Raw genomic sequence first — 20,817 nt, 5'->3', positions numbered from 1 at the left:
GCGGCCACGACGGGGCCCGGCGTGCCCCGGCCCACAGGGCGAGACCCGAAGCGCGTCGGTGGTGCGAGAAGCAGATGGTCATCGGGCTTGGCGTGGGTGTGAGCAGGTCGTCCACACCGTCTTATCCGCCCGCCAGCAGCCGGCGCACCGCCGCCGCGAAGTCGTCGACCACGGCGGCCGGGCGGATGCCGGCATGCCGCTCGTCGCCCGGCGCGTACTTGCCGGTGCGCACCAGCATGCCGGCGATGCCGCAGGCCTGCGCGCCGCCGATGTCGTCGCGCACGTCGTCGCCCACCATCACCGCGGCACTGGCCGGTACGCCGGCCAGCGCCAGCGCGGCGGCGAAGAAGGCCGGCGCCGGCTTGCCGGTGATCTCGGCCGTGACGCCGGTGCTGTACTCCAGCCCGGCGACGAAAGCGCCCATGTCCAGCGACAGCCCGTCCTCCTCGCGGAAGCTGCGGTTGCGCGCCATCGCGACGAAGCGCGCGCCGGCGTGGATCAGCCGGAACGCGGCGTTCAGCTGCGCGTAGTCGAAGTACGGCCCGGCATCGCCCATCACCACGGTGTCCGGCGCCGCGTCGCCGGGTCCGACCTCGGCCGCCAGGTCCGGATGCACCAGCCAATGCGGCCGCCAGCCGCGCGCACGCACCAGCCGCACGGCCGCGGACGGGGCCGTGACCAGTTCGTTCTCCTGCATCGGAAAGCCCAGCGCATTCATCTGCGCGCACAGCACGCGGCGCGGCGTGCGCGTGGTGTTGGTCACGAAGACGGTGCGCAGCCCCGCGGCGCGTGCCCGCGCCAGTGCATCGGCCGCACCGGCCACGGCCCGGCTGCCGACGTGCAGCACGCCGGCCAGGTCGATCAGCAGGGCACGGGGATGGGAGGGGAGGTCCATGCACGCCGCGATGCACGCGGCGTGCCAGGAAGAATCATCGGCCCGCCCGGTGGAGCGTCACCACCGGGCGAGGGCGGGATCACACGCGTTCGAACACCGCCGCGATGCCCTGGCCGCCGCCGATGCACATGGTCACCAGCGCGTAGCGGCCGCCGATGCGCTGCAGCTCGTGCAGCGCCTTGACGGTGATCACGGCACCGGTGGCGCCGATCGGGTGGCCCAGCGAGATGCCGGAGCCATTGGGGTTGACCTTGGCCGGGTCCAGTTCCAGGTCGCGCGTGACGGCGCAGGCCTGGGCCGCGAAGGCCTCGTTGGCCTCGATCACGTCGAGGTCGGAGACCTTCAGGCCGAGCTTCTCCAGCAGCTTGCGGCTGGCCGGCACCGGGCCGATGCCCATGTACTTGGGCTCCACGCCGGCATGGGCGTAGCCGACCAGGCGCGCCAGCGGCGCCAGGCCGCGTGCCTTGGCGGCCGAGGCCTCCATCAGCACCACGGCCGCGGCCGCGTCGTTCAGGCCCGAGGCGTTGCCGGCCGTGACCGTGCCGTTCTCCTTGGTGAACACGGGCTTGAGCTTGGCCATGTCCTCCAGCGTGACGTCGTTGCGGAAGTGCTCGTCGGTGTCGAACACCACGTCGCCCTTGCGGCCCTTGGACACGACCGGGACGATCTGGTCCTTGAAATAGCCGGCGGCCACGGCCTTGGCGGCGCGGCGGTGGCTCTCGACGGCCAGCGCGTCCTGGTCGGCGCGGGTGATGCCCCACTTGGCCGCGATGTTCTCGGCCGTCACGCCCATGTGGATGGTGTGGAACGGGTCGTGCAGCGCGCCGACCATCATGTCCACCAGCTTGGTGTCGCCCATGCGGGCGCCCCAGCGCGCGTTCAGCGAGGCGTAGGGCGCGCGGCTCATGCTCTCGGCGCCGCCGCCGATGGCGATGTCGCAGTCGCCCAGCGCGATCGATTGCGCGGCCGAGACGATGGCCTGCAGGCCCGAGCCGCACAGGCGGTTCACGTTGAAGGCCGGCGTCTGCTCGGCGCAGCCGCCGTCCAGCGCGGCCACGCGCGACAGGTACATGTCGCGCGGCTCGGTGTTGACGACGTGGCCGAACACCACGTGGCCCACGTCCTGGCCCTCGACCTTGGCGCGTGCCAGCGACTCGCGCACGACCAGCGCGCCCAGCTGCGTGGGCGGCACGTCCTTCAGGCTGCCCCCGAAGGTTCCGATGGCGGTGCGCACACCGCTGACGACGACGACTTCACGACCCATGTTGTTGCTCCTCCTGAGTAACGGATGATGGTGGATGCCCGGCCAACGGCCGGACCGCCTGCGATCTTGCCACGCGCGCACCGCCTGCGCCGCCGCCGTGCGGCGATTGAAACAATTCAATGCACACCGTGGACGTGGCGCGGGCGCGCCGGTACCGGCGGCGCGTCGGCAGCCAGGCTCTTGAGGATGCCACAGTCGGCGGCGGCCTGGGCCTCGCGGCACTGGCCGCGCAGCGCGCGCAGCTGGCGCTCCAGCGCGCGCAGTTCGCGGATGCGCTGCGCCACGTGGCCGATGTGGGCGTCCAGCAGCGCGTTGACGCCGGCACAGTCGCCGCCGGGCGCGTCCTGGAACCGCAGCAGCGTGCGGATCTCCTCCAGCGCCATGTCCAGCGCGCGGCAGTGGCGGATGAAGGACAGGCGCTGCACGTGCGCGGCGTCGTAGTCGCGGTAGTTGCCCGCGGTACGCGGCGCGGCCGGCAGCAGGCCGGCGCGCTCGTAGTAGCGGATGGTTTCCACCGGCGTGTCGGTGGCGGTGGCCAGCTGTCCGATCTTCATGCGCTTGACTCTACAGCGGCTTCAGGGTTTCCAATGAATGCAGTTCCCGAGGAAGCACCGCAATGAAGCCCTGTTGCCCGACGCCCGCGGCGCACACCCCTGCGCACGGCCACGCACACCACCACGGTCCCGGCGGCCACGCCGCCGGCCATCCGCACGACCACGGCCACAGCCATGGTCACGACCACGACCACGACCACGACCACGACCATGGTCATGGCCATGACCACGGCGCCGGCCCCGGCCCGCGCCGGCTGGCCGCGGCGCTGGCGCTGGCCGTCCTGGCCGAGCTGCTGCACTTCTTCGTGGCCGACGACGCCGGCTGGATGCCGGGCCTGGGCATGGCGGCCGCGGCGGCGGCGATCTGGCTGTCGGGCGTGGAGACCTACGCCCAGGGCCTGGCCGCGCTGCGCCGCGGCCGGCTGAACATCAACGCGCTGATGAGCGTGGCCGTGACCGGCGCCTTCCTGATCGGCCAGTGGCCCGAGGCCGCGATGGTGATGGCGCTGTACGCGATCGCCGAGGCGATCGAGGCGCGCGCGGCCGACCGTGCGCGCCACGCCATCGCCGGCCTGCTGGCGCTGGCGCCGCAGCAGGCCGAGGTGCTGCAGGACGACGGCCGCTGGCGCGCGCAGCCGGCGGGCGAGATCCCCGTCGGCGCCACGGTGCGCATCCGCCCCGGCGAGCGCGTGCCGCTGGACGGCGTGGTGCTGCAGGGCAGCAGCAGCGTCGACCAGTCGCCGGTGACCGGCGAGAGCCTGCCGGTCGAGAAAGGCGAGGGCGACGCCGTGTTCGCCGGCACCGTCAACGCCGAGGGCGCGCTGCAGCTGCGCGTGACGGCCGCGGCCGGCGACACGCTGCTGGCGCGCATCGTCCACGCGGTGGAGCAGGCGCAGGCCACGCGCGCGCCCACGCAGCGCTTCGTCGACCGCTTCGCCACGGTCTACACGCCGGCCGTGTTCGCGCTGGCGCTGGCCGTCGCGCTGGGCGGGCCGCTGCTGTTCGGCCTGGCCTGGCCGGACGCCGCCTACAAGGCGCTGGTGCTGCTGGTCGTCGCCTGCCCCTGCGCGCTGGTGATCGCCACGCCGGTGACCGTGGTCAGCGCGCTGGCCGCCGCGGCACGGCGCGGCATCCTGGTCAAGGGCGGCAGCCACCTGGAGAACGCGCGGCTGCTGTGCGTCGTCGCGCTGGACAAGACCGGCACCGTCACCGCTGGCCGGCCGGTGCTGGTGCACTGGGAGCCGCTGCGCGAGGGCATGGCGCGCGACGCGCTGGCCGCGCTGGCCGCCGGCCTGGCGGCGCGCTCGGACCACCCGGTCTCGCGCGCGATCGCCCAGGGCCTGGGCGCGCCGGCGGCCGAGGCCGGGGACTTCCGCGCGCTGCCGGGCCGCGGCGTCGAAGGCCGCATCGCCGGCCGCACGCTGGTGCTGGGAAACTCGCGCCTGGCCGAGGAGCGCGGCCAGTGCGATGCCGGCCTGCGCGCGCTGCTGCGCAGCCACGAGGCCCAGGGCCGCACGCTGACGCTGCTGGCCGACGAGGCCGGCGTGCTGGCGCTGTTCGCGGTGGCCGACACGCTCAAGGAAAGCTCGCGCGAGGCTGTCGCCGAGCTGCGCCGCCTGGGCGTGCTGCCGGTCATGCTGACCGGCGACAACCAGGCCACGGCCCGGACCGTGGCGCGCGCCGCCGGCATCGACGAGGTGCAGGCCGAGCTGCTGCCGGCGGACAAGCAGGCCGCCATCCAGGCGCTGCAGCAGCGCCACGGCGCCACCGGCATGGCCGGCGACGGCATCAACGACGCGCCGGCGCTGGCGCGCGCGGAGATCGGCTTCGCGATGGGCGCGGCCGGCACCGGCGTGGCGGTGGAGGCGGCCGACGTGGTCGTCATGAACGACGACCTGCGCCGCATCCCCGAGACCATCCGCCTGTCGCGCCGCACGCACGCGGTGTTGTGGCAGAACATCGTGCTGGCGCTGGGCATCAAGGCCGTCTTCATGGTGCTGGCGCTGGCCGGCGGCGCCACCATGTGGATGGCCGTGTTCGCCGACATGGGCGCCACGCTGCTGGTCGTGGCCAACGGGCTGCGGCTGCTGCGCTGGGGCGCCCGCTGATCAGCCGCCGTCGCGCTGCAGCGCCAGCGCGAACAGCTCGTTGCGGAAGTGGATGCCCAGCCGCGCGAACGCGCGGTTGCGGTAGGTCTTCACCGTCGTCGCCGAGAGTCCCAGGTCGGCCGCGATGCCGTCCTGCGTCATGCCGCGCAGCAGCCGGGTGCAGACGTCCAGCTCGCGCGCGGTCAGCCCGCCGTCCAGCTGCAGCAGCCGCGCGCGCAGGTCCTCGGGCGAGGGCGGCTGCGGCGGGGCCGGCGGGCGCAGCGCCACCTGCTTGCGCGCCAGCGCCAGCAGCGCCGGCGCCAGTTGCTCGAAGTCGCCGATCTGCGCATCGCTCAGCGCGCGCTGGTGCGCGTGGCGGTAGAAGTTGACCGCGAACAGCGCCTGGTCCTCGCCGTGCTGCACGATGGACACGCGCTCGACCATGCCGTGCGCCTCGTACACGCGGGCGCGGTGCTCGTCGGCCACCTCGCCGGCCGTGATGTGGCACAGCTGCACGCGCTGCGCCGCGTCGGGGTCGAAGCGCAGGCTGCGGTCCCCGCGCACCGGGCCGGAGAGGTAGGCGTGCCAGCAGGCGCGCGTGGTGTCCGGGATGTCCAGCGCGGCCGACATGAACAGCCGCGGCGCGCAGCCCGGCCCCACGCGGTAGACCGACCAGGAGGCCGCCGGCAGCACCGGGTGCAATTGGCGCAGCAGCCGGGCGCAGAAGTCGTCCTCGCCCAGGCTGTCGATCAGCGGGGCCATGGCGCCGGCCGGTGCGCCGGCGTGCCGCCAGGCGGCAGGGGTCCATTTGCGCATGGGGTGGTCTCCGGGTTGGTCCGTCGTCCTCTTGGATGACGCGCGGGGCGGTTCTGCAGACGTACGCTCTGGCCCCGATTCTGACTGCTGGACCGCACCATGCCCACCGACCCGCTCGCCGCGCCGACCCTGAGCCCGTTCGCCGACTTCGCCGTGCAGGTGGCCGAGCCCCAGGTGGTCGGCGCCGTGCCGCATGGCACGCGCCGGGTGATCCCGATCCTGGGCGGCACGGTGCGCGGTGAGGGCTGGAGCGGCCGCGTGCTGGCCGGCGGCGCCGATTTCCAGCTGATCGTGCACGCCGGCTACGCCGAGCTGGACGCGCGCTACGTGGTCGAGACGGACGCCGGCGACCTGGTGTTCGTGCAGAACCAGGCCGTGCGCAGCGGCCCGCCGGCGCTGATGCAGCGCCTCGCGCGCGGCGAGCCGGTCGACCCGGCGCAGATCTACTTCCGCTGCCAGCCGCGCTTCGAGACCGCCTCCAGCGCGCTCGGCTGGATCAACGAGCGGCTGTTCGTCGGCGCCGGCGTGCGCCATCCCGACCAGGTCGTCATGCGCTTCTTCGCGCTCGGCTGAATTTCCCCTGACCCCCGGAGACATCCATGCAACCCACCCGCCGCCTGGCCCTCGCCGCCACCCTGGGCGCCTGCGCGCTCGCCCCGTTCGCCGCACCGGCCCAGCAGGCCTATCCGAGCAAGCCGGTGCGCATCATCGTCGGCTTTCCGGCCGGCACCGGCCCGGACATCGTGGCCCGCCTGCTGGCGCAGAAGCTGTCCGAGGGCTGGGGCAACCTGGGCGTGATCGTCGACAACAAGCCCGGCGCCGCCGGCCTGATCGCGGCGTCCGAGGCCGCGCGCGCCGCGCCCGACGGCTACACGCTGATGCTGGGCGAGACCGGCCAGCTCAGCATCGCGCCCAGCAGCTACAACAAGCTGCCCTACGACCCGGCCCGCGACTTCGTGCCGGTGTCGCAGGTCGTCACCGCGGACTTCATCCTGCTGGTCAACCCGCAGAAGGTGCCGGCCAAGGACGCCCGGGAATTCGTGGACTGGACGCGCCAGCACAAGAACCTGTTCATGGCCACCTTCGGCGCCGGCACGCCGGGGCACTTCGGCGCCTTCATGTTCGGCGACGCCATCGGCATCCGGCCCGAGGCGGTGCACTACAAGTCCACCGGCGACGCCATGACCGGCCTCTTCGGCGGCGACGTGCAGGGCGTGTTCGCCAGCGCCGGCCTGGCCGCGCCCAACGTGAAGTCCGGCAAGCTGGTCGCGCTGGCCAGCACCGGCGCCGAGCGCACGCCCATCCTGCCCGAGGTGCCGACCTTCAAGGAGCAGGGCTACGGCAGCCTGGTGTTCAACTCCTGGTTCGGCATCGTCGCACCGGCCAGGACGCCGGCCGACGTCGTGGCCAAGCTGAACGCCGACATCGTGCGCGCGCTGCGCTCGCCGGACGGCCGCAAGAAGCTGGAGGAGGCCGGCTTCAGCGTGACGGGCACCAGCCCGCAGGCGTTCGCCGACATCATCGCCGCCGACACCCGGACCTGGGGCAAGGCGGTGGCTGCCACCGGCTTCAAGGCGGATTGAGGAGGCGCTGATGCACACCCGCACTCCCTGGGCCCCGAGCGCCCTGGTCCTGGCACTGCTCGCCGGCTGCGCCGGCGGCGGCGACGGCGACAACGGCTGGACCGTGCTGGACGCCCAGGCGTCCGCAGCCGCCTGCGCCCGCATCGCCACGCAGTCCGGCCTGGCCAGCGCCCAGCTGGCCACGCGCTACGTGGCCGCCGGCACGCGCCGCCCCGGCACGGCGACGGACGGCGACTACCTGCCCGGCCACTGCGTGGTCACCGGCAGCCTGGACGCGCGCACCGGCGTGGACGGCAAGCCCTACGCCGTCGGCTTCGAACTCTCCCTGCCGGACCAGTGGAACGGCCGCTTCCTGTACCTGGGCGGCGGCGGCAACGACGGCACGCTGCGCGACACCTCGCTGAGCTCGTCGATCTCCATCGGCACCCCCTCGCCGCTGGGCCAGGGCTATGCCGTGGTCTCCACCGACGCCGGCCACCAGGGCACCAGCGCCAGCTTCGGCGCCGACCCGCAGGCCCGCATCGACCACGCCTACAACGCGCACGACAGGACCGCCCGGTCGGCCAAGGCGCTGATCGCCTGGCGCTACGGTGCCCAGCCGCGCTACTCGTACTTCTCGGGCTGCTCCGGCGGCGGGCGCCAGGGCATGATGTTCTCGCAGCGCTTTCCGGACTACTTCGACGGCATCACCGCCGGCGCGCCGGCCATGCGCGTCTCCAGCGGCGCCACGGTCGCGGCGATGTGGAACCATCGCCGGTTCAGCGACATCGCGCCGCGCGGCGGCGACGGCAGGCCGGTGCTGGCGCAGGCCTTCTCGAACGGCGACCTGAACCTGCTGGCCGACGCCGTGCTGGCCGCCTGCGACGCCGGCGACGGCGCGGCCGACGGCCTGGTGCAGAACGCCGCGGCCTGCCGCTTCGACCCGGCCGTGCTGCAGTGCAGCGGCGCCAAGACCGACCGCTGCCTGAGCAGCGCCCAGGTCGGCGCGCTGCAGGACGTGTTCGGCGGGCCGCGGAACTCGGCCGGCCAGCCCCTCTACGCCGGCCAGCCCTGGGACCCGGGCGTGCGCGACGCCGGCTGGCGCGCCTGGACGCTGGGCAGCTCGGCCACCGGCACGCCGGACTCGCGCTACATCACGCTGATGCTGGACGCGTTGCGCAACGAGTTCTTCACGCCGCCGGACCCGGCCTTCGACGCGCTGGCCTTCAACTTCGACACCGACCCGGCGCGCATGCAGGCGTTCTCCGAGGTCTACGACACCTACCGCGACGACCGGCTCGCCGCGTTCAAGGCGCGCGGCGGCAAGCTGCTGTTCATCCACGGCATGGCCGACCCGATCTTCTCGGCACTCGACACGGTGGACTACTACCAGCGCCTGGCCGCCAGCAACGGCGGCATCGCGGCCACGCAATCGTTCGCGCGGACCTTCCTCGTGCCCGGCATGACGCATTGCTCCGGCGGCCCGGCCACCGACACCTACGACTCGCTGCAGGCCATGGTCGACTGGGTCGAGAAGGGCGTGGCGCCCGACGCCATCGCCGCGCGCGCCGCCGCCACCAGCGCCTATTTCCCGAACCGCACGCGCCCGCTGTGCCCGTACCCGGCGTTCGCGCGGTACCGGGGCACGGGCAGCCTCGAGGACGCCGCGAACTTCCGCTGCGCGCCGGACTGATCCGCCGCCGCGGGATGGCGGTTCATGGCGGCAGCACGAGGCGGGCGCTGAGCCCGCCGAGCCGGCTGCGGCCCAGTTCGAGCCGGCCGCCGTAGGTTTCGGCCAGGTCGCGCACGATGGCCAGGCCCAGGCCGCTGCCCTCCACGCTTTCGTCGAAGCGCCGGCCACGGCGCATGGCCGCAGCGATCTGCGCATTGGCCAGTCCGTCGCCATCGTCGTCGATGTGCACCACCAGGCCGTCGGTGTCGGCGCGGGCCTGGATTTCCACGCGGCTGCGGGCCCATTTGCCGGCGTTGTCCAGCAGATTGCCCAGCATCTCCTCCAGGTCGGTTTGCTCGGCGCTGCAATGCAGGGCACGCGGCGCCAGCAGCTGCCAGTGCAGGTCGCGCCCGGCGTGCAGGCGGCGCATCGCCGCCAGCAGGTCTTCCAGGCGTTCGCGAACGTCGATGCGGCGGCGCTCGCCGCCGCCGCTGCCGGCGCGTGCCAGGTAGCGCTCGATCAGGCCGTCCATGGTCGCCACCTGGGCGCGTACGGTCATGGCTGGCACCACCCCGCCGTCGTGGTCGCGCAGCTCGGAGGCCAGCAGCGCCAACGGTTTCTTCAGCGCATGGCTGAGGTCGCCGGCGTGTGCGCGGGCGCGCGCCACCACGCGCGCGTTGCGCTCGAGCACCTGGTCCATGGCGCGCGCCAGCGGGTCGAGGTCAGGGCCGAAATCGCGACCGACGCGCTCGGCCGTACCGTCGTGTACCCGCGCCAGTGCCGCGCGCAGCCGGCGCAACGGCTTCAGGCCGATCTGCACCTGCAGCAGCGTGGTCAGTGTCAGCACCGCCACCAGCACCGCCTGCGTCAGCAGCAGCAGCTGGTCCAGCCGGGCCAGTTCACGGTCGGTTTCGGTCGCCGGGCCGTACAGGTGCAGCCGCAACTCGCGCGCGCCGACGCGTACCGGGCGCTCCAAGCCCACCAGCGGTTCGCCGCGCGGGCCCTGCAGCCGATGCAGCTGCGAACTGCCACCCAGCGACTCGCGTTGCGGCAGATGCAACTGGCCATCCCACAGCGAGCGCGAGTGCAGTTCGCCGTCACCGTCGCCGAGCTGCCAGTACCAGCCCGAGAAAATCTGGTTGAAGGGACTGGTGGAGGGCGGCCGCTCTTCCCATGGGGTGCCGTCCGGCCCTGCGTGCAGGCGTACGGCCAGGCGCTGGGCGCTGTCGTCCAGGCGCTGCTCGACGCTGCGCCACAGCGTGGCGTGGAACTGCAGCCGCAGCGCCCAGCCGCCGACGCCGGTGACGGCCAGCGCGGCGCAGATGCCGATGATGGCCAGCCGCGGCCCGAGGCCCAGGCGTTCAAGCAAGGCCGTCGCCGGCGGACAGCCGGAAGCCCCGGCCGCGCTCGGTATGGATCAGCGGCTGCCCGAGCTTGCGCCGGATGCGGCCGATCAGCACGTCCAGCGTGTTGGAGTCCGGGTCCAGGTCGCGCGCGTAGACGTGCTCGGCAATCTCGCTGCGGCTGACCACGCAGTCCGGCCGATGCATCAGGTAGGCCAGGATGCGCTGCTCCTGCGCGGTGAAGACGAGCCGCTGTCCGCCCAGGCTGAAGTCGCCGGCATGGCTGTCGTAGCGCAGTGGCCCGACCTGCAGTACCGGCGTGCCGTGGCCGCGTGCGCGCCGTATCAGCGCTTGCAGGCGCACCACGGCCTCGTCCATCAGGAAGGGCTTGGTCAGGTAGTCATCGGCGCCCGCGCCGAAGCCGGCCAGCTTGTCGCTCCAGCGCGAGCGGCCCGTCAGGATCAGCACCGGCATGGCCACGCCCTGCTCGCGCCAGTGGCGCAGCACGCCCATGCCGTCCTGGTGCGGCAGGCCCAAGTCGAGCACGGCCGCGTCGTAGCGCTCAGTGCAGCCGGCGAAGGCGGCCTCGCGGCCGTCGCGGGCCAGGTCGGCCACCAGGCCGGCCTGCGCCAGTGCCTCGGCCAGCCGTGCGGCCAGCGCCTGGTCATCCTCGGCGACCAGCACGCGCATCAATCGAGCTCGGCAGCGCGTTGCAGCGCGCCGGTCGCGGCGTCCACGTGCAGCTCCAGCAGGCGGCCGTCCTCGGTGCGCACCTCGACCTCGTAGTAGCGCCGGCCCTGCGCATCGATCTCGATCTCCACTTCGGTGACCTGGCCGGGGTAGCGCGCCAGCACGGTGTCCAGCACTTCGGCCACCGGCCGCAGCTTCTGCGCACCGGCGAAGCGTACGGAGTCCAGATGCAGCACCTTGCCGGTCTGCGCGTCCACGACCATCTCGCGCAGGCGGCCGTCGTCCATGGGCACCCGGATCTCGTAGACCTGTCGGCGGTCGGCCCAGCGCTCCAGTTCGATCTCGACCACCGGCCCGGCCAGGCCTGCGGCCTGCAACTGGCGCAGTACCTCGGCCAGCGGCTTGACGCGCTGGGAGCCAGCGATGGCCAGCGTCACGTCCTTGCCGCTGACGGCATCGAAGTAGACCTCGCGGCTGTAGCCGTCGGCGCCTAGCACACGGAAGCGGTACAGCGGGCCGCCGCCGGCGTCGCGCTCGATCTCCACGTCCACCACGCGGCCGGGGTAGCGCTTCTGCGCCGCCGCCAGGATGGTGGCGAGGGGCTGCAGCCGGCCGGCCTCCACCGCGCGGCGCACGGCTTGCGGATCGGTTCCTTGCAGTGGCCGGCCGGCAGGGTCGGCCTGGACGGCCGGGGCCGGCCACAGCGCAGCGAGGAGCAGGACGGCGGAGATCGTGCGCATGGGGGAGGGCGGAAGTGGGGTGCATGGGCATTGTCGACGCTCCGGCTAAACGCTTCATGAACCGGGTGCGGCCGGGACGCTGACGAATCGACACACTTTCGCGGCTCCGGATACAGCCCCCGGGGCGCTTCGTTCACCGAATGTTTAGGCGCCGTTGCGAAGAATCCGCCGCTGCGATGCACGCCGCGCCACTGCCGCGGCGGCGTGCGTGCCACGCCACGGAGATCCTGTTCCATGCCATTGCCGCCACCTGTCCGCGCCGACGCCCCGCCCCGCATCGCCCTGTACTCGCATGACACCATGGGGCTGGGCCACGTGCGCCGCAACATGCTGCTGGCCCAGGCGCTGAGCGCCGCACCGCTGCAGGCCGAGGTGCTGCTGATCAGCGGCATCCGCGAGGCCGGCGCCTTCGCACTGCCGCCGGGCACGGACTGCGTCACGCTGCCCGCCTACCGCAAGCTGCCCGATGGCCGCTACATGCCGCGCGCGCTGGGTGCGGACCTGCAGCGGCTGGTGGCCCTGCGCGCGGCCACGATCCGCGCCGCGCTGGCTGGTTTCGCGCCGGACCTGGTGATCGTGGACAACGTGCCGCGCGGGGCGATGCGCGAACTCGACACCGTGCTGCCCGCGCTGGACCGCCGCCGCACCCGCGTGGTGCTGGGCCTGCGCGACGTGGTGGACGAGCCGGCCGCAGTGCAGCGCCAGTGGCGGCATGAGCGCAACGTGGAAGCACTGCGGCAGTACTACGACGCGATCTGGGTCTATGGCGACGAGAGCCTGTCCGGCGGCACTGCCGCTTACGGACTGGATGCAGCGCTGCGCCGCAAGCTGGTCCAGGTCGGTTACCTGGACCAGAGCCAGCGACTGGAATGCGGCGCGGCCCGGGCACCTGACGGGCCCTACGTGCTGTGCCTGGTCGGCGGCGGCCAGGACGGGCTGCCGCTGACCGAGACCTTCGTGCAGGCCCGGCTGCCGGACGGCCACCGCGGCATCGTCGTCGCCGGCGCCATGATGCCGGCGGCCGGGCGCGCGCGGCTGCACCGGCTGGCCGCCGCGCGGCCGGGGATGCAGGTCCTGGATTTCGTGGCCGAGCCGCTGGCGCTGATGCGCGGCGCGCGCGCCATCGTGGCCATGGGCGGCTACAACACCACGACCGAGATCCTGTCGCTGGAGCAGCGCGCGCTGATCGTGCCGCGCGTGAGGCCGCGCGAGGAACAGTGGCTTCGCGCCCGCCGCCTGGCCGAGCTGGGCCTGGTGGACTGCCTGCATCCCGATGCGTTGAGTGCTGCACGCCTGTCGGCCTGGCTGTGCGCCGAGGGCCGGCCGCGCCGCGCGCGCGAGGTGCTGGACTTCGGCGGTCTGCAGCGCGTGCGCACGCTGGCGCAGGAGCTGCTGCACGGACTGCGCAAGGAGAGGTGCCTTGCCGCCGCCTGAACCGCTGTACGTGGGCTACGTGCTCAAGCGTTATCCGCGCTTCTCGGAAACCTTTGTCGTCAACGAGATCCTGGCGCATGAGCGCGCCGGCGCGCGCATCGACATCTTTGCGCTCGGCCCGGTCGAGGAGACGCATTTCCAGGATGCCATTGCGCGCGTGCGCGCGCCGGTGACCCGGCTGCCGGACCGCGCTCGCGCGGCCAGCGCCGGCTGGCCCGCGCTGATGCGCGCCCGTGCGCTGCTGCCCGGCCTGTGGCAGGCCCTGCCGCGGGCCGAGGGTGACGATCCGCACGTCGCCTGGCAGGCCGTGCTGCTGGCGCTGCATGCGCGCGAGCGCGGCATCGGCCTGCTGCATGCGCACTTCGGCACTCAGGCCGCTGCCGTGGCGCGGCTGGCCGCGGCCTTCGCCGGCCTGCCGTACACCTTCACCGCGCACGCCAAGGACATCTTCTACGCCTACGAGCAGCCGCAGCGGCTGGACCGCAAGCTGCGCGACGCCGCGGGCGCGATCACCGTGTCGGACTACAACCTGGCCCACCTGCGGCGTTGCTACGGCGACGCCGCCGCGCGCGTGGTGCGGCTGTACAACGGGCTGGACCTCGCGCAGTTCCGCTACCAGGAGCCGGCCGAACGGCCGCCGCATGTGCTGGCGGTCGGGCGGCTGGTGTCCAAGAAGGGTTTCGCGGTGCTGGTCGACGCGCTGGCGCTGCTGCATGCGCGCGGGCTGGCCTTCGACGGCACGCTGATCGGCGACGGCCCGCTGCGCGCCGAGTTGCAGCAGCGCATCGACGCCGCCGGCCTGGCCGGCCGGATCGTGCTGGCCGGCCCGCGTCCGCAGCCCGAGGTGATGGAGGCGCTGCGCGGCGCGGCCGTCCTGGCGGCGCCCTGCGTGGTGGGCGAGGGCGGCGACCAGGACGGCCTGCCGACGGTGCTGGTCGAGGCCATGGCACTGGGCACGCCCTGCATCTCCACGCGCGTCGCCGGCATTCCGGAGCTGGTGCGCGACGGCGAGACCGGCCTGTGCGTGCCGCCCGGCGATCCGGCCGCGCTGGCCGACGCGATCGCGCGGCTGCTGGCCGATGGTGCGCTGGCGCGGCGCTTGTCGGGCAGCGCGCGGCGGCTGGTCGAGCACGCCTACGACGTGGACCGCAACAGCGCCGCGCAGCGCGCGCTATTCCGGCACGCCATCGCCGACCATGCCGCTGCGGCGGGGAAGGCGGCGTGATGCGTGTCGCCTACGTCTGTGCCGACCTCGGCGTGCCGGTGTACGGCCGCAAGGGCGCCTCGGTGCATGTGCAGGAAGTGCTGCGCGCGCTGCAGCGCCGCGGCGCGCGGATCACGTTATTCGCCGCGCGCGTGGACGGCGCGCCGCCGCCGGACCTGCAGGCGGTGGAGCTGGTCGCGCTGCCGCCGGCCGGCAAGTGGCCGGCCGAAGCGCGGGCGCGCACCGCGCTGGACGGCAACGCGGCGCTGGCCGTGCTGCTGCGCCGGCACGGGCCGTTCGACCTGGTCTACGAACGCTATTCGCTGTGGAGCCATGCCGGCATGGCCCATGCGCGTGCGGCGGGCTGCCCCGGGCTGCTGGAGGTCAACGCACCGCTGATCGAGGAGCAGCGCACGCACCGCGAGCTGGCCCTGCCCGAAGAGGCCGAGCGCGTGGCGCGCAGCGTGTTCGCCGACGCCACGGCGCTGGCTGCCGTATCGCCCGGTGTGGCCGCCTACCTGGCGCGCTGGCCGCAGGCGCGCGGCCGCGTGCACGTGGTCGCCAACGGTGTCGACGCCGCGCGCTTTGCGCAGGCCACGCCCGAGCGCGCGGTGCTGCCGCCCGGCCAGGGGCCGGTGGTCGGCTTCGTCGGCACGCTCAAGCCCTGGCACGGCCTGGAACTTCTGGCTGAGGCCTTCGCGCTGCTGGCACGGCAGTCGCACGCGCGGCTGCTGGTGGTCGGCGACGGTCCCGGCCGCGCCGCGCTGACGGGCGACCTGGCGCGGCGCGGCCTGCTGCCGCATGCCGCGCTGACCGGTGCCGTCGATCCGGCGCGCGTGCCGGGCCTGCTGGCGGCCATGGACATCGCCGTGGCGCCGTACCCGGCACTGGACGGCTTCTACTTCTCGCCGCTGAAGATCTACGAATACATGGCTGCCGGCCTGCCGGTGGTGGCCAGCCGCGTCGGCCATCTCGACCAGGTGCTGTCGCACGGGCGCGACGGCTGGCTGGTGCCGCCCGGCGACGCCGCAGCGCTCGCCACCGCGCTGGCCGGGCTGGCCGCCGACGCACCACTGCGCCGGCGCCTGGGCGCGGCGGCGCAGCGGCGCGTGCGTGACGGACACGGCTGGGACCAAGTGGCGGCCCGGCTGCTGGCCATCGCCGGCCTGTGCGCCGCGGGGAGCCGCTGGTGAGCGCGCAGCAGGAGGCGGCGCTGCCGCTGCGCCGGCTGCTCGGCTGGCTGGCGCCGTATCTGCGCGGCCACCGGCCGCTGCTGGCCGGATCCATGGCCGCGCTGGTCGCCGCCACCTTGCTGCGGCTGCTGGAACCCTGGCCGCTGGCGCTGGTGATCGACCACGTGCTGGCCGAGCACCTGCCGGCCGCGGCCGAGGGCCTGGGCGCGCGGCTGGCCGCCATGGATACCGGCACCGTGCTGCTGCTGTGCGCAGTTGGCGTGGTGCTGGTCGCCGCGCTGTCGGCCGGTGCGCGCTACCTGGCCACGCTGGGCTTCGCGCTGGCCGGCAACCGCGTGCTCGGCGCCGTGCGCACCGACCTGTACGTGCACCTGCTGCGGCTGCCGCAGGCCTTCCACCAGGGCACACGCAGCGGCGACCTGACGCTGCGCCTCACCAGCGACGTGGCCATGCTGAAGGAGGCCGGCGTCAGTGCGCTGCTGCCGCTGCTGACCAACTGGCTGGTGATGGCTGGCATGTGGGGCGTGATGCTGGCGCTGGACTGGCGGCTCGCGCTGGCCGCGTGCGTGCCGATGCCGGCGCTGTGGCTCTGGAGCCGGCGCCGCGGCCGCCGCATCTACGAGGCCAGCCGCCAGCAGCGCCGGCGCGAAGGGGCGCTGGCGGCGCAGGCGGCCGAGGCCATGGCGGGGATTCGCACGGTGCAGTCGCTGTCGGCCGAGCCGGCCATGGCGCGGGCCTTCGGCGGCGCGGAGCAGCGCAGCGCGCGGCAGGATCTGCAGTCGCGCCGGCTGTCGGCCGGGCTGGAGCGCGGCGTGGATCTGCTGGTCGCGCTGGGCACGGCGCTGGTGCTGTGGCTGGGCGCGCGCCGCGTGCTGGACGGCGCGCTGTCGCCGGGCGACCTGCTGGTGTTCCTGAGCTACCTGAAAAGCTCGTTCCGGCCGGTGCGCGAATACGCCAAGTACACCAGCCGGCTGTCCAAGGCGCGCGCCGGGGCCGAGCGCATCGCCCAGCTGATGCTGCATCAGCCGGAGGTGCGCGACGCGCCCGGCGCGCTGCCGGCGCCGGCCTTGCGCGGCGCGCTGCGCTTCGAGGGCGTGCACTTCGGCTACGGCGCGGGCGCAATGCCGGTACTGCGCGGGCTGGACCTGCAGCTGCACGTCGGCGAGCGCGTGGCCGTGATTGGCCGCTCGGGCGCCGGCAAGTCCACGCTGGCCAGCCTGCTGCTGCGCCTGTACGACCCGCAGCAGGGCTGCGTGCGCATCGATGGCATGGACATCCGCGGCTTCACGCTGGCCAGCCTGCGCCGGCAGATCGCGCTGGTGCCGCAGGACGCGCTGCTGTTCGCTGCCAGCGTGCGCGAGAACATCGCGCTGGGCGTCGAGCCGGCGCCAGAGCAGGCCGCGGTCGAGGCGGCCGCCCGGCTGGCGCAGGCGCATGAATTCATCGCCGCGCTGCCGCAGGGCTACGACACCCCGTTGGCCGAGCGCGGCGCCACGCTGTCCGGCGGCCAGCGCCAGCGCCTGGCGATCGCACGCGCGGCGCTGCGGCAATGTCCCATCGTGGTGCTCGACGAGCCCACCAACGGGCTGGACCGCGCGCAGGCCCACCGGCTGCGCGAGGCGCTGCTGCGCCTGCTGGAGGGGTGCACCGGGCTGATCGTCACGCACGACCTGGAACTGGCCGCCCGTGCCGATCGCATCGTGCTGCTGGAGCATGGGCGCATCGCCGAGTCCGGCACGCATGCTGCGCTGCTGGCCTGTGGCGGCACCTATGCCGGCTGGTGGCGCCTGCGCGGCGGTGCCGGCCTGCAGGAGCTGGACCATGCCGCTTGAAGCCGATGCGGGCGTGATCGCGCGCGAACGCGCGCTGCCGGGACTGGCGCTGGTGCTGGACGCCGATGCCTTCGCAGACGCGCTGCGCGGCCTGCCCGGCCTGGCCGACGTGCAGCGCGCCGAGCCGCGCTACCTGCGCTACAAGCCCGGCACCAGTTGCGTGGCAGCGTTCGCGGTGCAGCGGCGCGGGGCGCCCGGACTGCTGTTGTCCGCGAAGGCGCTGGCGCCGGCACGCTTCGCCGAAGCTTGGCGGCGCCCACGCTGGCAGGCTGCCGTGCAAGCCGGCGCGCCGGATGCGCCGCGCGCGCTGGCGGCGCAGGCCGTGCTGGTGCTGGAACCGCAGCACGACCGCGGCGTGCCGGCGCTGCGCCAACTGGCCGATCCTCAGCGCGGCGCGGTACTGCTGCGCGGCGTGCTCGGCCAGGGCGCAGAAGCGCCCATCGCTACGCTGCGCTGGAAGCCCGAACGGCGCTGGGTCGGCCTGGCCGGCGCCGAAGGCGCGCCGGTCGCCGTGCTGCGCGCCGGCAGCGGTGCGGCCTTCGGCCGGGCGCTGCTGGGTGCCGCCGTCGGCGCGGCCCACGGCGGCGCACCGCTGCTGGGCGCCGACGGCGCCGCGCAACTGTTCGCCACGGCCTGGCTGCCGGGCCGATCGCTGTGTCCCGAGCACGGCGGCCAGGCCACGCCGCAGCAGCTCGCGCAGGCCGGCGCCGCACTGGCGCGGCTGCATGCCAGCCGCTTCCGGCATCCGGTCGCGCGCACCCGTGCCGACGAACTGCGGGCGCTCGCGCAGCTGTCGGCAGACCTGCAGGCGCTGGACCGATCCCTGGGCGTGCAGGCCGAGCGGCTGCTGCAGCGGCTGCGCCAGGCCTTCGCGGCGCTGCCGCCGGAGCAGCCGGTCCTGGTGCACGGCGACTTCTCGCTCGACCAGGTGGTGGACGGCGGCGGTCCGATGCTGCGCCTGATCGACTGGGATCGTTCGGCCTGCGCCGAGGCGGCGGTCGACCTGGGCAGTGCCTGGGCGCGGCTGGAAGCCCAGGCGCTGGCCGGCGTGCTGCCGGCCGCCGCAGCGTACGCGGGCGCGCAGGCCCTGTGCGAGGGCCATGCGGCCGGCGCCGGCCGCATGGCCGACGGCGTGCGGCCGCACGCCGCGGCCGCACTGTTGCGCTTGGGGGCCGAGCCTTTCCGGCTGCGCCTGCCGGACTGGCCGGCACGCAGTGCGGCGCTGCTGGCGCGGGCCGAGGCGCTGCTCGCGCCGGCACCGGCTGCCGCGCCACGCCAGGCCATCGACCCGGCCATGCCGATGCTGGACGCCGCGCTCGACACCGCGGGTATGCGCGCACCGGTGGCCGATGCGCTGGGCGTACCCGGTGCCGCAGTCGATTCGGCGCAGCTGGTGCGCCACCGGCCCGGCCGGCGCGCGCTGGTCGCCTACCGCGTGGCGCTGCCCGACGGGGCTGCGTGCGAGGTGCTCGGCAAGCTGCGCGCCAAGGGGCTGCACCGCGCAGGCCATGCGGTGCAGCACGCACTGTGGCTGCGCCGTGGCGAACTGGCTGCCTTCAGCGTGCCCGAGCCGCTGGCAGCCTGGCCCGAGCGTGCCATGTGGCTGCAGCGCCGCGCACCCGGGCACCCGGCGACCGAGCGCCTGCTGCCGGGTGCCGACACGGCGCCGGCCGCTGCGATCGGCCGCGCGCTGGCCGCGCTGCAGGCCAGCGGCATCGACAGCGGCCAGCGCTGGTCCAATGCCGACGAACTGGCCATGCTGCGCCAGCGGCTGGCGGAGGCGGCCGCGCGGCTGCCCGCGCTGGCCGCGCGCATCGGCCTGCTGTCCGAAGGCTGCGCTGCGCTGGCTGCGCGGCTGCCCGTGCCGGTCGCGGCCTGCCTGCACCGCGACTTCTACCCCGACCAGGTGCTGCTGGGTGCCGGCCCGCCGGTGCTGCTGGATTTCGACTTGTGCGCGCGTGGTGATGCCGCGCTGGACGCCGGCAATTTCATCGCGCACCTGATCGAGCAGGCGCTGCGCCAGCACGGCGACACGCGGGCGCTGGACGCGCATGCCAGGGCTTTCGCGCAGGCCTACCAGGCCGGCATGCCGCAGGTCGAGCCCCGAGCCGTGGCGCTGCACACCACGCTGTCGCTGGCGCGGCACGTGTTCATCTGCACGCGCATCCCTGCGCGCCAGAGCATGGCCGAGGCCGTGCTGGCGCTGTGCGAGATGCGCCTCGCCGCGGAAGAAGGGATCGCATGAGCGGACGACACCGCTGGCGCTGCCTGGGCGCTGCGCTGGCATGCGCCGCGCTGGCGGCGCACGCGCAGGAGGCGTCGCCGCCCGAGTCGACGTTCGTGCAGTTGCGCCACCACCTGATCGTGGAGGCCAAGGCCGAACGCAATCCCGAGCTGGAGCGCGGCGAGGTCGAACGCAAGACCGAGCTGGAACCGCTGTGGCGCCTGGGCGCCACCGTCGGGCGCGGCGGACCGGTCTGGGGCTTCGTCGAAACCGAGCTGCTGCACCAGATCGAACACCAGACGGGCGACCCGCGCGAGCACCGCACGCTGCTGCGTCTGAACCAGGCCTACCTGGCGACCGACCGGCTGCTGTCCGGCAGCCGTCTGCGTGTCGGCCGCTGGCTGCAGCGTGACGAGCGCGAATGGCTGTTCGACGAGAACTTCGACGGCCTGCACCTGGAGCACGAGGACGGCCGCTGGCAGGCCGAGCTGTTCGGCGCGCGCGTACGCCAGTGGCGGCGCGACCTGCTGGACAGCCGCAGCGGCCGGCGCGGCCGGCCGGCCGACCACCTGGCCGCGATCGTGCGTCACGAGGCTGGCAAGGACTGGACGCTCGGCGCCTATGCGGTGCGCCAGCACCATTTCGAGGGCGGGCACGGCCGTGAACGCCTGCACCTGTACGGCCTGCGCTCGCATGGCACGGCCAGCAAGGGCTGGCGGCATTGGGCCGAGCTGGGCCGCGTGGGCGGCCGGGCCGAGGGGCGCGCGGTTTCGGGCCACGTGCTGGACCTGGGCGCCACCCGCGTGTTCGACCGCGTGGCCTGGAAACCGCGGCTGACCCTCGGCTTCGCCCACGCCAGCGGCGACTATCGCCAAAGTGGCCTGCAGTCCAACGAAGCCACCTACGGCGGCATCGCCAAGTTCAAGATCTACGGCGAGACGCTGGATGCGGACCTGGCCAACCTGCAGATCGCCACCGTCGGACTGGGCCTGCAGCCGGCGCCCGGCTGGAGCCTGGACCTGGTCTACCACCACTACCGCCAGCCGCGCATCGCGCTGCTCGACGGGGCGGCGGTGGAGCCCAAGGGCGACCGGCTCGCCGGCCACCGTCTCGGCGACGGGTTGGACCTGGTGGTGGGCTGGGAGCCCTCGCGCCGCTTCAAGGCCGAGTTCGCGGCCGGGTGGTTCCGCCCGTCGGCCCGGTTGCGCGACGACGACGACCTGGACGACGCGCGCCGCGGTGGCCTGGCCACGAGCGCGCGGGTAGAGCTGGAGTGGCGGTTCTGACGCGGCCTGGCAGGGCGCCGC

The 20,817-nt window shown here is 74.2% G+C and carries 17 protein-coding genes; 10 read left to right on the top strand and 7 right to left on the bottom strand.

The genetic code is table 11. From position 1 onward, the window contains the following. Window positions 1-121 precede the first annotated feature (121 nt). The 3 genes from QM782_RS22450 to cadR form a co-directional block, all read right to left on the bottom strand. Window positions 122-895 carry a TIGR01458 family HAD-type hydrolase gene (locus QM782_RS22450; RefSeq protein WP_415205084.1) on the bottom strand — a complete coding sequence of 258 codons (774 nt, stop codon included), beginning with the start codon at window positions 893-895 and terminating at the stop codon, window positions 122-124. Window positions 896-974: 79 nt separating this feature from the next. After that, window positions 975-2,159, bottom strand: coding sequence for a beta-ketothiolase BktB (gene bktB, locus QM782_RS22445; protein ID WP_415205083.1), 1,185 nt, complete (start codon window positions 2,157-2,159; stop codon window positions 975-977). Window positions 2,160-2,275: 116 nt separating this feature from the next. After that, window positions 2,276-2,713, bottom strand: coding sequence for a Cd(II)/Pb(II)-responsive transcriptional regulator (gene cadR / locus QM782_RS22440; protein WP_415205082.1), 438 nt, complete (start codon window positions 2,711-2,713; stop codon window positions 2,276-2,278). A gap of 62 nt (window positions 2,714-2,775) precedes the next feature. Between cadR and QM782_RS22435 the strand changes: the two genes are divergently transcribed. Then, the gene (locus QM782_RS22435; protein WP_415205081.1) at window positions 2,776-4,821 is read left to right on the top strand and encodes a heavy metal translocating P-type ATPase; all 2,046 of its coding nucleotides are present in this window, start codon (window positions 2,776-2,778) and stop codon (window positions 4,819-4,821) included. On the opposite strand, the gene QM782_RS22430 is transcribed toward QM782_RS22435, so the two are convergent. Then, window positions 4,822-5,616 (bottom strand): helix-turn-helix transcriptional regulator, encoded by a 795-nt coding sequence (locus QM782_RS22430; RefSeq protein WP_415205080.1) that lies wholly within the window; start codon window positions 5,614-5,616, stop codon window positions 4,822-4,824. Window positions 5,617-5,715: 99 nt separating this feature from the next. Between QM782_RS22430 and QM782_RS22425 the strand changes: the two genes are divergently transcribed. The 3 genes from QM782_RS22425 to QM782_RS22415 are packed head-to-tail and all read left to right on the top strand — an operon-like array spanning window position 5,716 to window position 8,871. Then, entirely contained in the window at window positions 5,716-6,189 is a 474-nt protein-coding gene (locus QM782_RS22425; protein ID WP_415205079.1) for a DUF3237 domain-containing protein, read from the top strand. A gap of 26 nt (window positions 6,190-6,215) precedes the next feature. Then, complete coding sequence (locus tag QM782_RS22420) at window positions 6,216-7,199, top strand: Bug family tripartite tricarboxylate transporter substrate binding protein (protein WP_415205078.1); 984 nt, start codon at window positions 6,216-6,218, stop codon at window positions 7,197-7,199. Between the two features lie 10 nt (window positions 7,200-7,209). Further along, window positions 7,210-8,871, top strand: coding sequence for a DUF6351 family protein (locus QM782_RS22415; protein ID WP_415205077.1), 1,662 nt, complete (start codon window positions 7,210-7,212; stop codon window positions 8,869-8,871). A gap of 22 nt (window positions 8,872-8,893) precedes the next feature. Here QM782_RS22415 and QM782_RS22410 read toward each other — a convergent pair whose 3' ends face one another. From QM782_RS22410 to QM782_RS22400, 3 genes are read right to left on the bottom strand one after another with little or no spacing between them, the layout of a single operon-like run. After that, window positions 8,894-10,219: a sensor histidine kinase gene (locus QM782_RS22410; RefSeq protein WP_415205076.1), complete on the bottom strand. Its 1,326-nt coding sequence runs from the start codon at window positions 10,217-10,219 to the stop codon at window positions 8,894-8,896. Further along, window positions 10,212-10,883, bottom strand: coding sequence for a response regulator transcription factor (locus QM782_RS22405; protein WP_415205075.1), 672 nt, complete (start codon window positions 10,881-10,883; stop codon window positions 10,212-10,214). Before QM782_RS22405 ends, QM782_RS22410 begins: the two co-directional genes overlap by 8 nt. Continuing rightward, window positions 10,883-11,623: a PepSY domain-containing protein gene (locus tag QM782_RS22400; protein ID WP_415205074.1), complete on the bottom strand. Its 741-nt coding sequence runs from the start codon at window positions 11,621-11,623 to the stop codon at window positions 10,883-10,885. The genes QM782_RS22405 and QM782_RS22400 overlap by 1 nt, the downstream gene beginning before the upstream one ends. Before the next feature lie 234 nt (window positions 11,624-11,857). On the opposite strand from QM782_RS22400, the gene QM782_RS22395 reads away from it, so the two are divergent. Genes QM782_RS22395 through QM782_RS22370 form a run of 6 tightly spaced genes read left to right on the top strand, consistent with a single transcriptional unit; the run spans window position 11,858 to window position 20,796 of the window. Next, complete coding sequence (locus QM782_RS22395) at window positions 11,858-13,057, top strand: glycosyltransferase family protein (protein WP_415205073.1); 1,200 nt, start codon at window positions 11,858-11,860, stop codon at window positions 13,055-13,057. Continuing rightward, window positions 13,044-14,282, top strand: coding sequence for a glycosyltransferase (locus QM782_RS22390; RefSeq protein WP_415205072.1), 1,239 nt, complete (start codon window positions 13,044-13,046; stop codon window positions 14,280-14,282). Before QM782_RS22395 ends, QM782_RS22390 begins: the two co-directional genes overlap by 14 nt. Continuing rightward, window positions 14,282-15,454 (top strand): glycosyltransferase family 4 protein, encoded by a 1,173-nt coding sequence (locus QM782_RS22385; protein ID WP_415205071.1) that lies wholly within the window; start codon window positions 14,282-14,284, stop codon window positions 15,452-15,454. Before QM782_RS22390 ends, QM782_RS22385 begins: the two co-directional genes overlap by 1 nt. Beyond that, window positions 15,451-17,286, top strand: a complete 1,836-nt coding sequence (locus QM782_RS22380; RefSeq protein ID WP_415205070.1) for an ABC transporter ATP-binding protein — start codon at window positions 15,451-15,453, stop codon at window positions 17,284-17,286. The genes QM782_RS22385 and QM782_RS22380 overlap by 4 nt, the downstream gene beginning before the upstream one ends. After that, window positions 17,276-19,531: a hypothetical protein gene (locus tag QM782_RS22375; RefSeq protein ID WP_415205069.1), complete on the top strand. Its 2,256-nt coding sequence runs from the start codon at window positions 17,276-17,278 to the stop codon at window positions 19,529-19,531. The genes QM782_RS22380 and QM782_RS22375 overlap by 11 nt, the downstream gene beginning before the upstream one ends. Beyond that, window positions 19,528-20,796, top strand: coding sequence for an alginate export family protein (locus tag QM782_RS22370; protein ID WP_415205068.1), 1,269 nt, complete (start codon window positions 19,528-19,530; stop codon window positions 20,794-20,796). The genes QM782_RS22375 and QM782_RS22370 overlap by 4 nt, the downstream gene beginning before the upstream one ends. Window positions 20,797-20,817 lie beyond the last annotated feature (21 nt).

Source organism: Pseudorhodoferax sp., from assembly GCF_047601025.1.
Lineage (GTDB): Bacteria > Pseudomonadota > Gammaproteobacteria > Burkholderiales > Burkholderiaceae_C > Pseudorhodoferax.
This window is presented reverse-complemented; position numbering and strand designations above follow the sequence as displayed.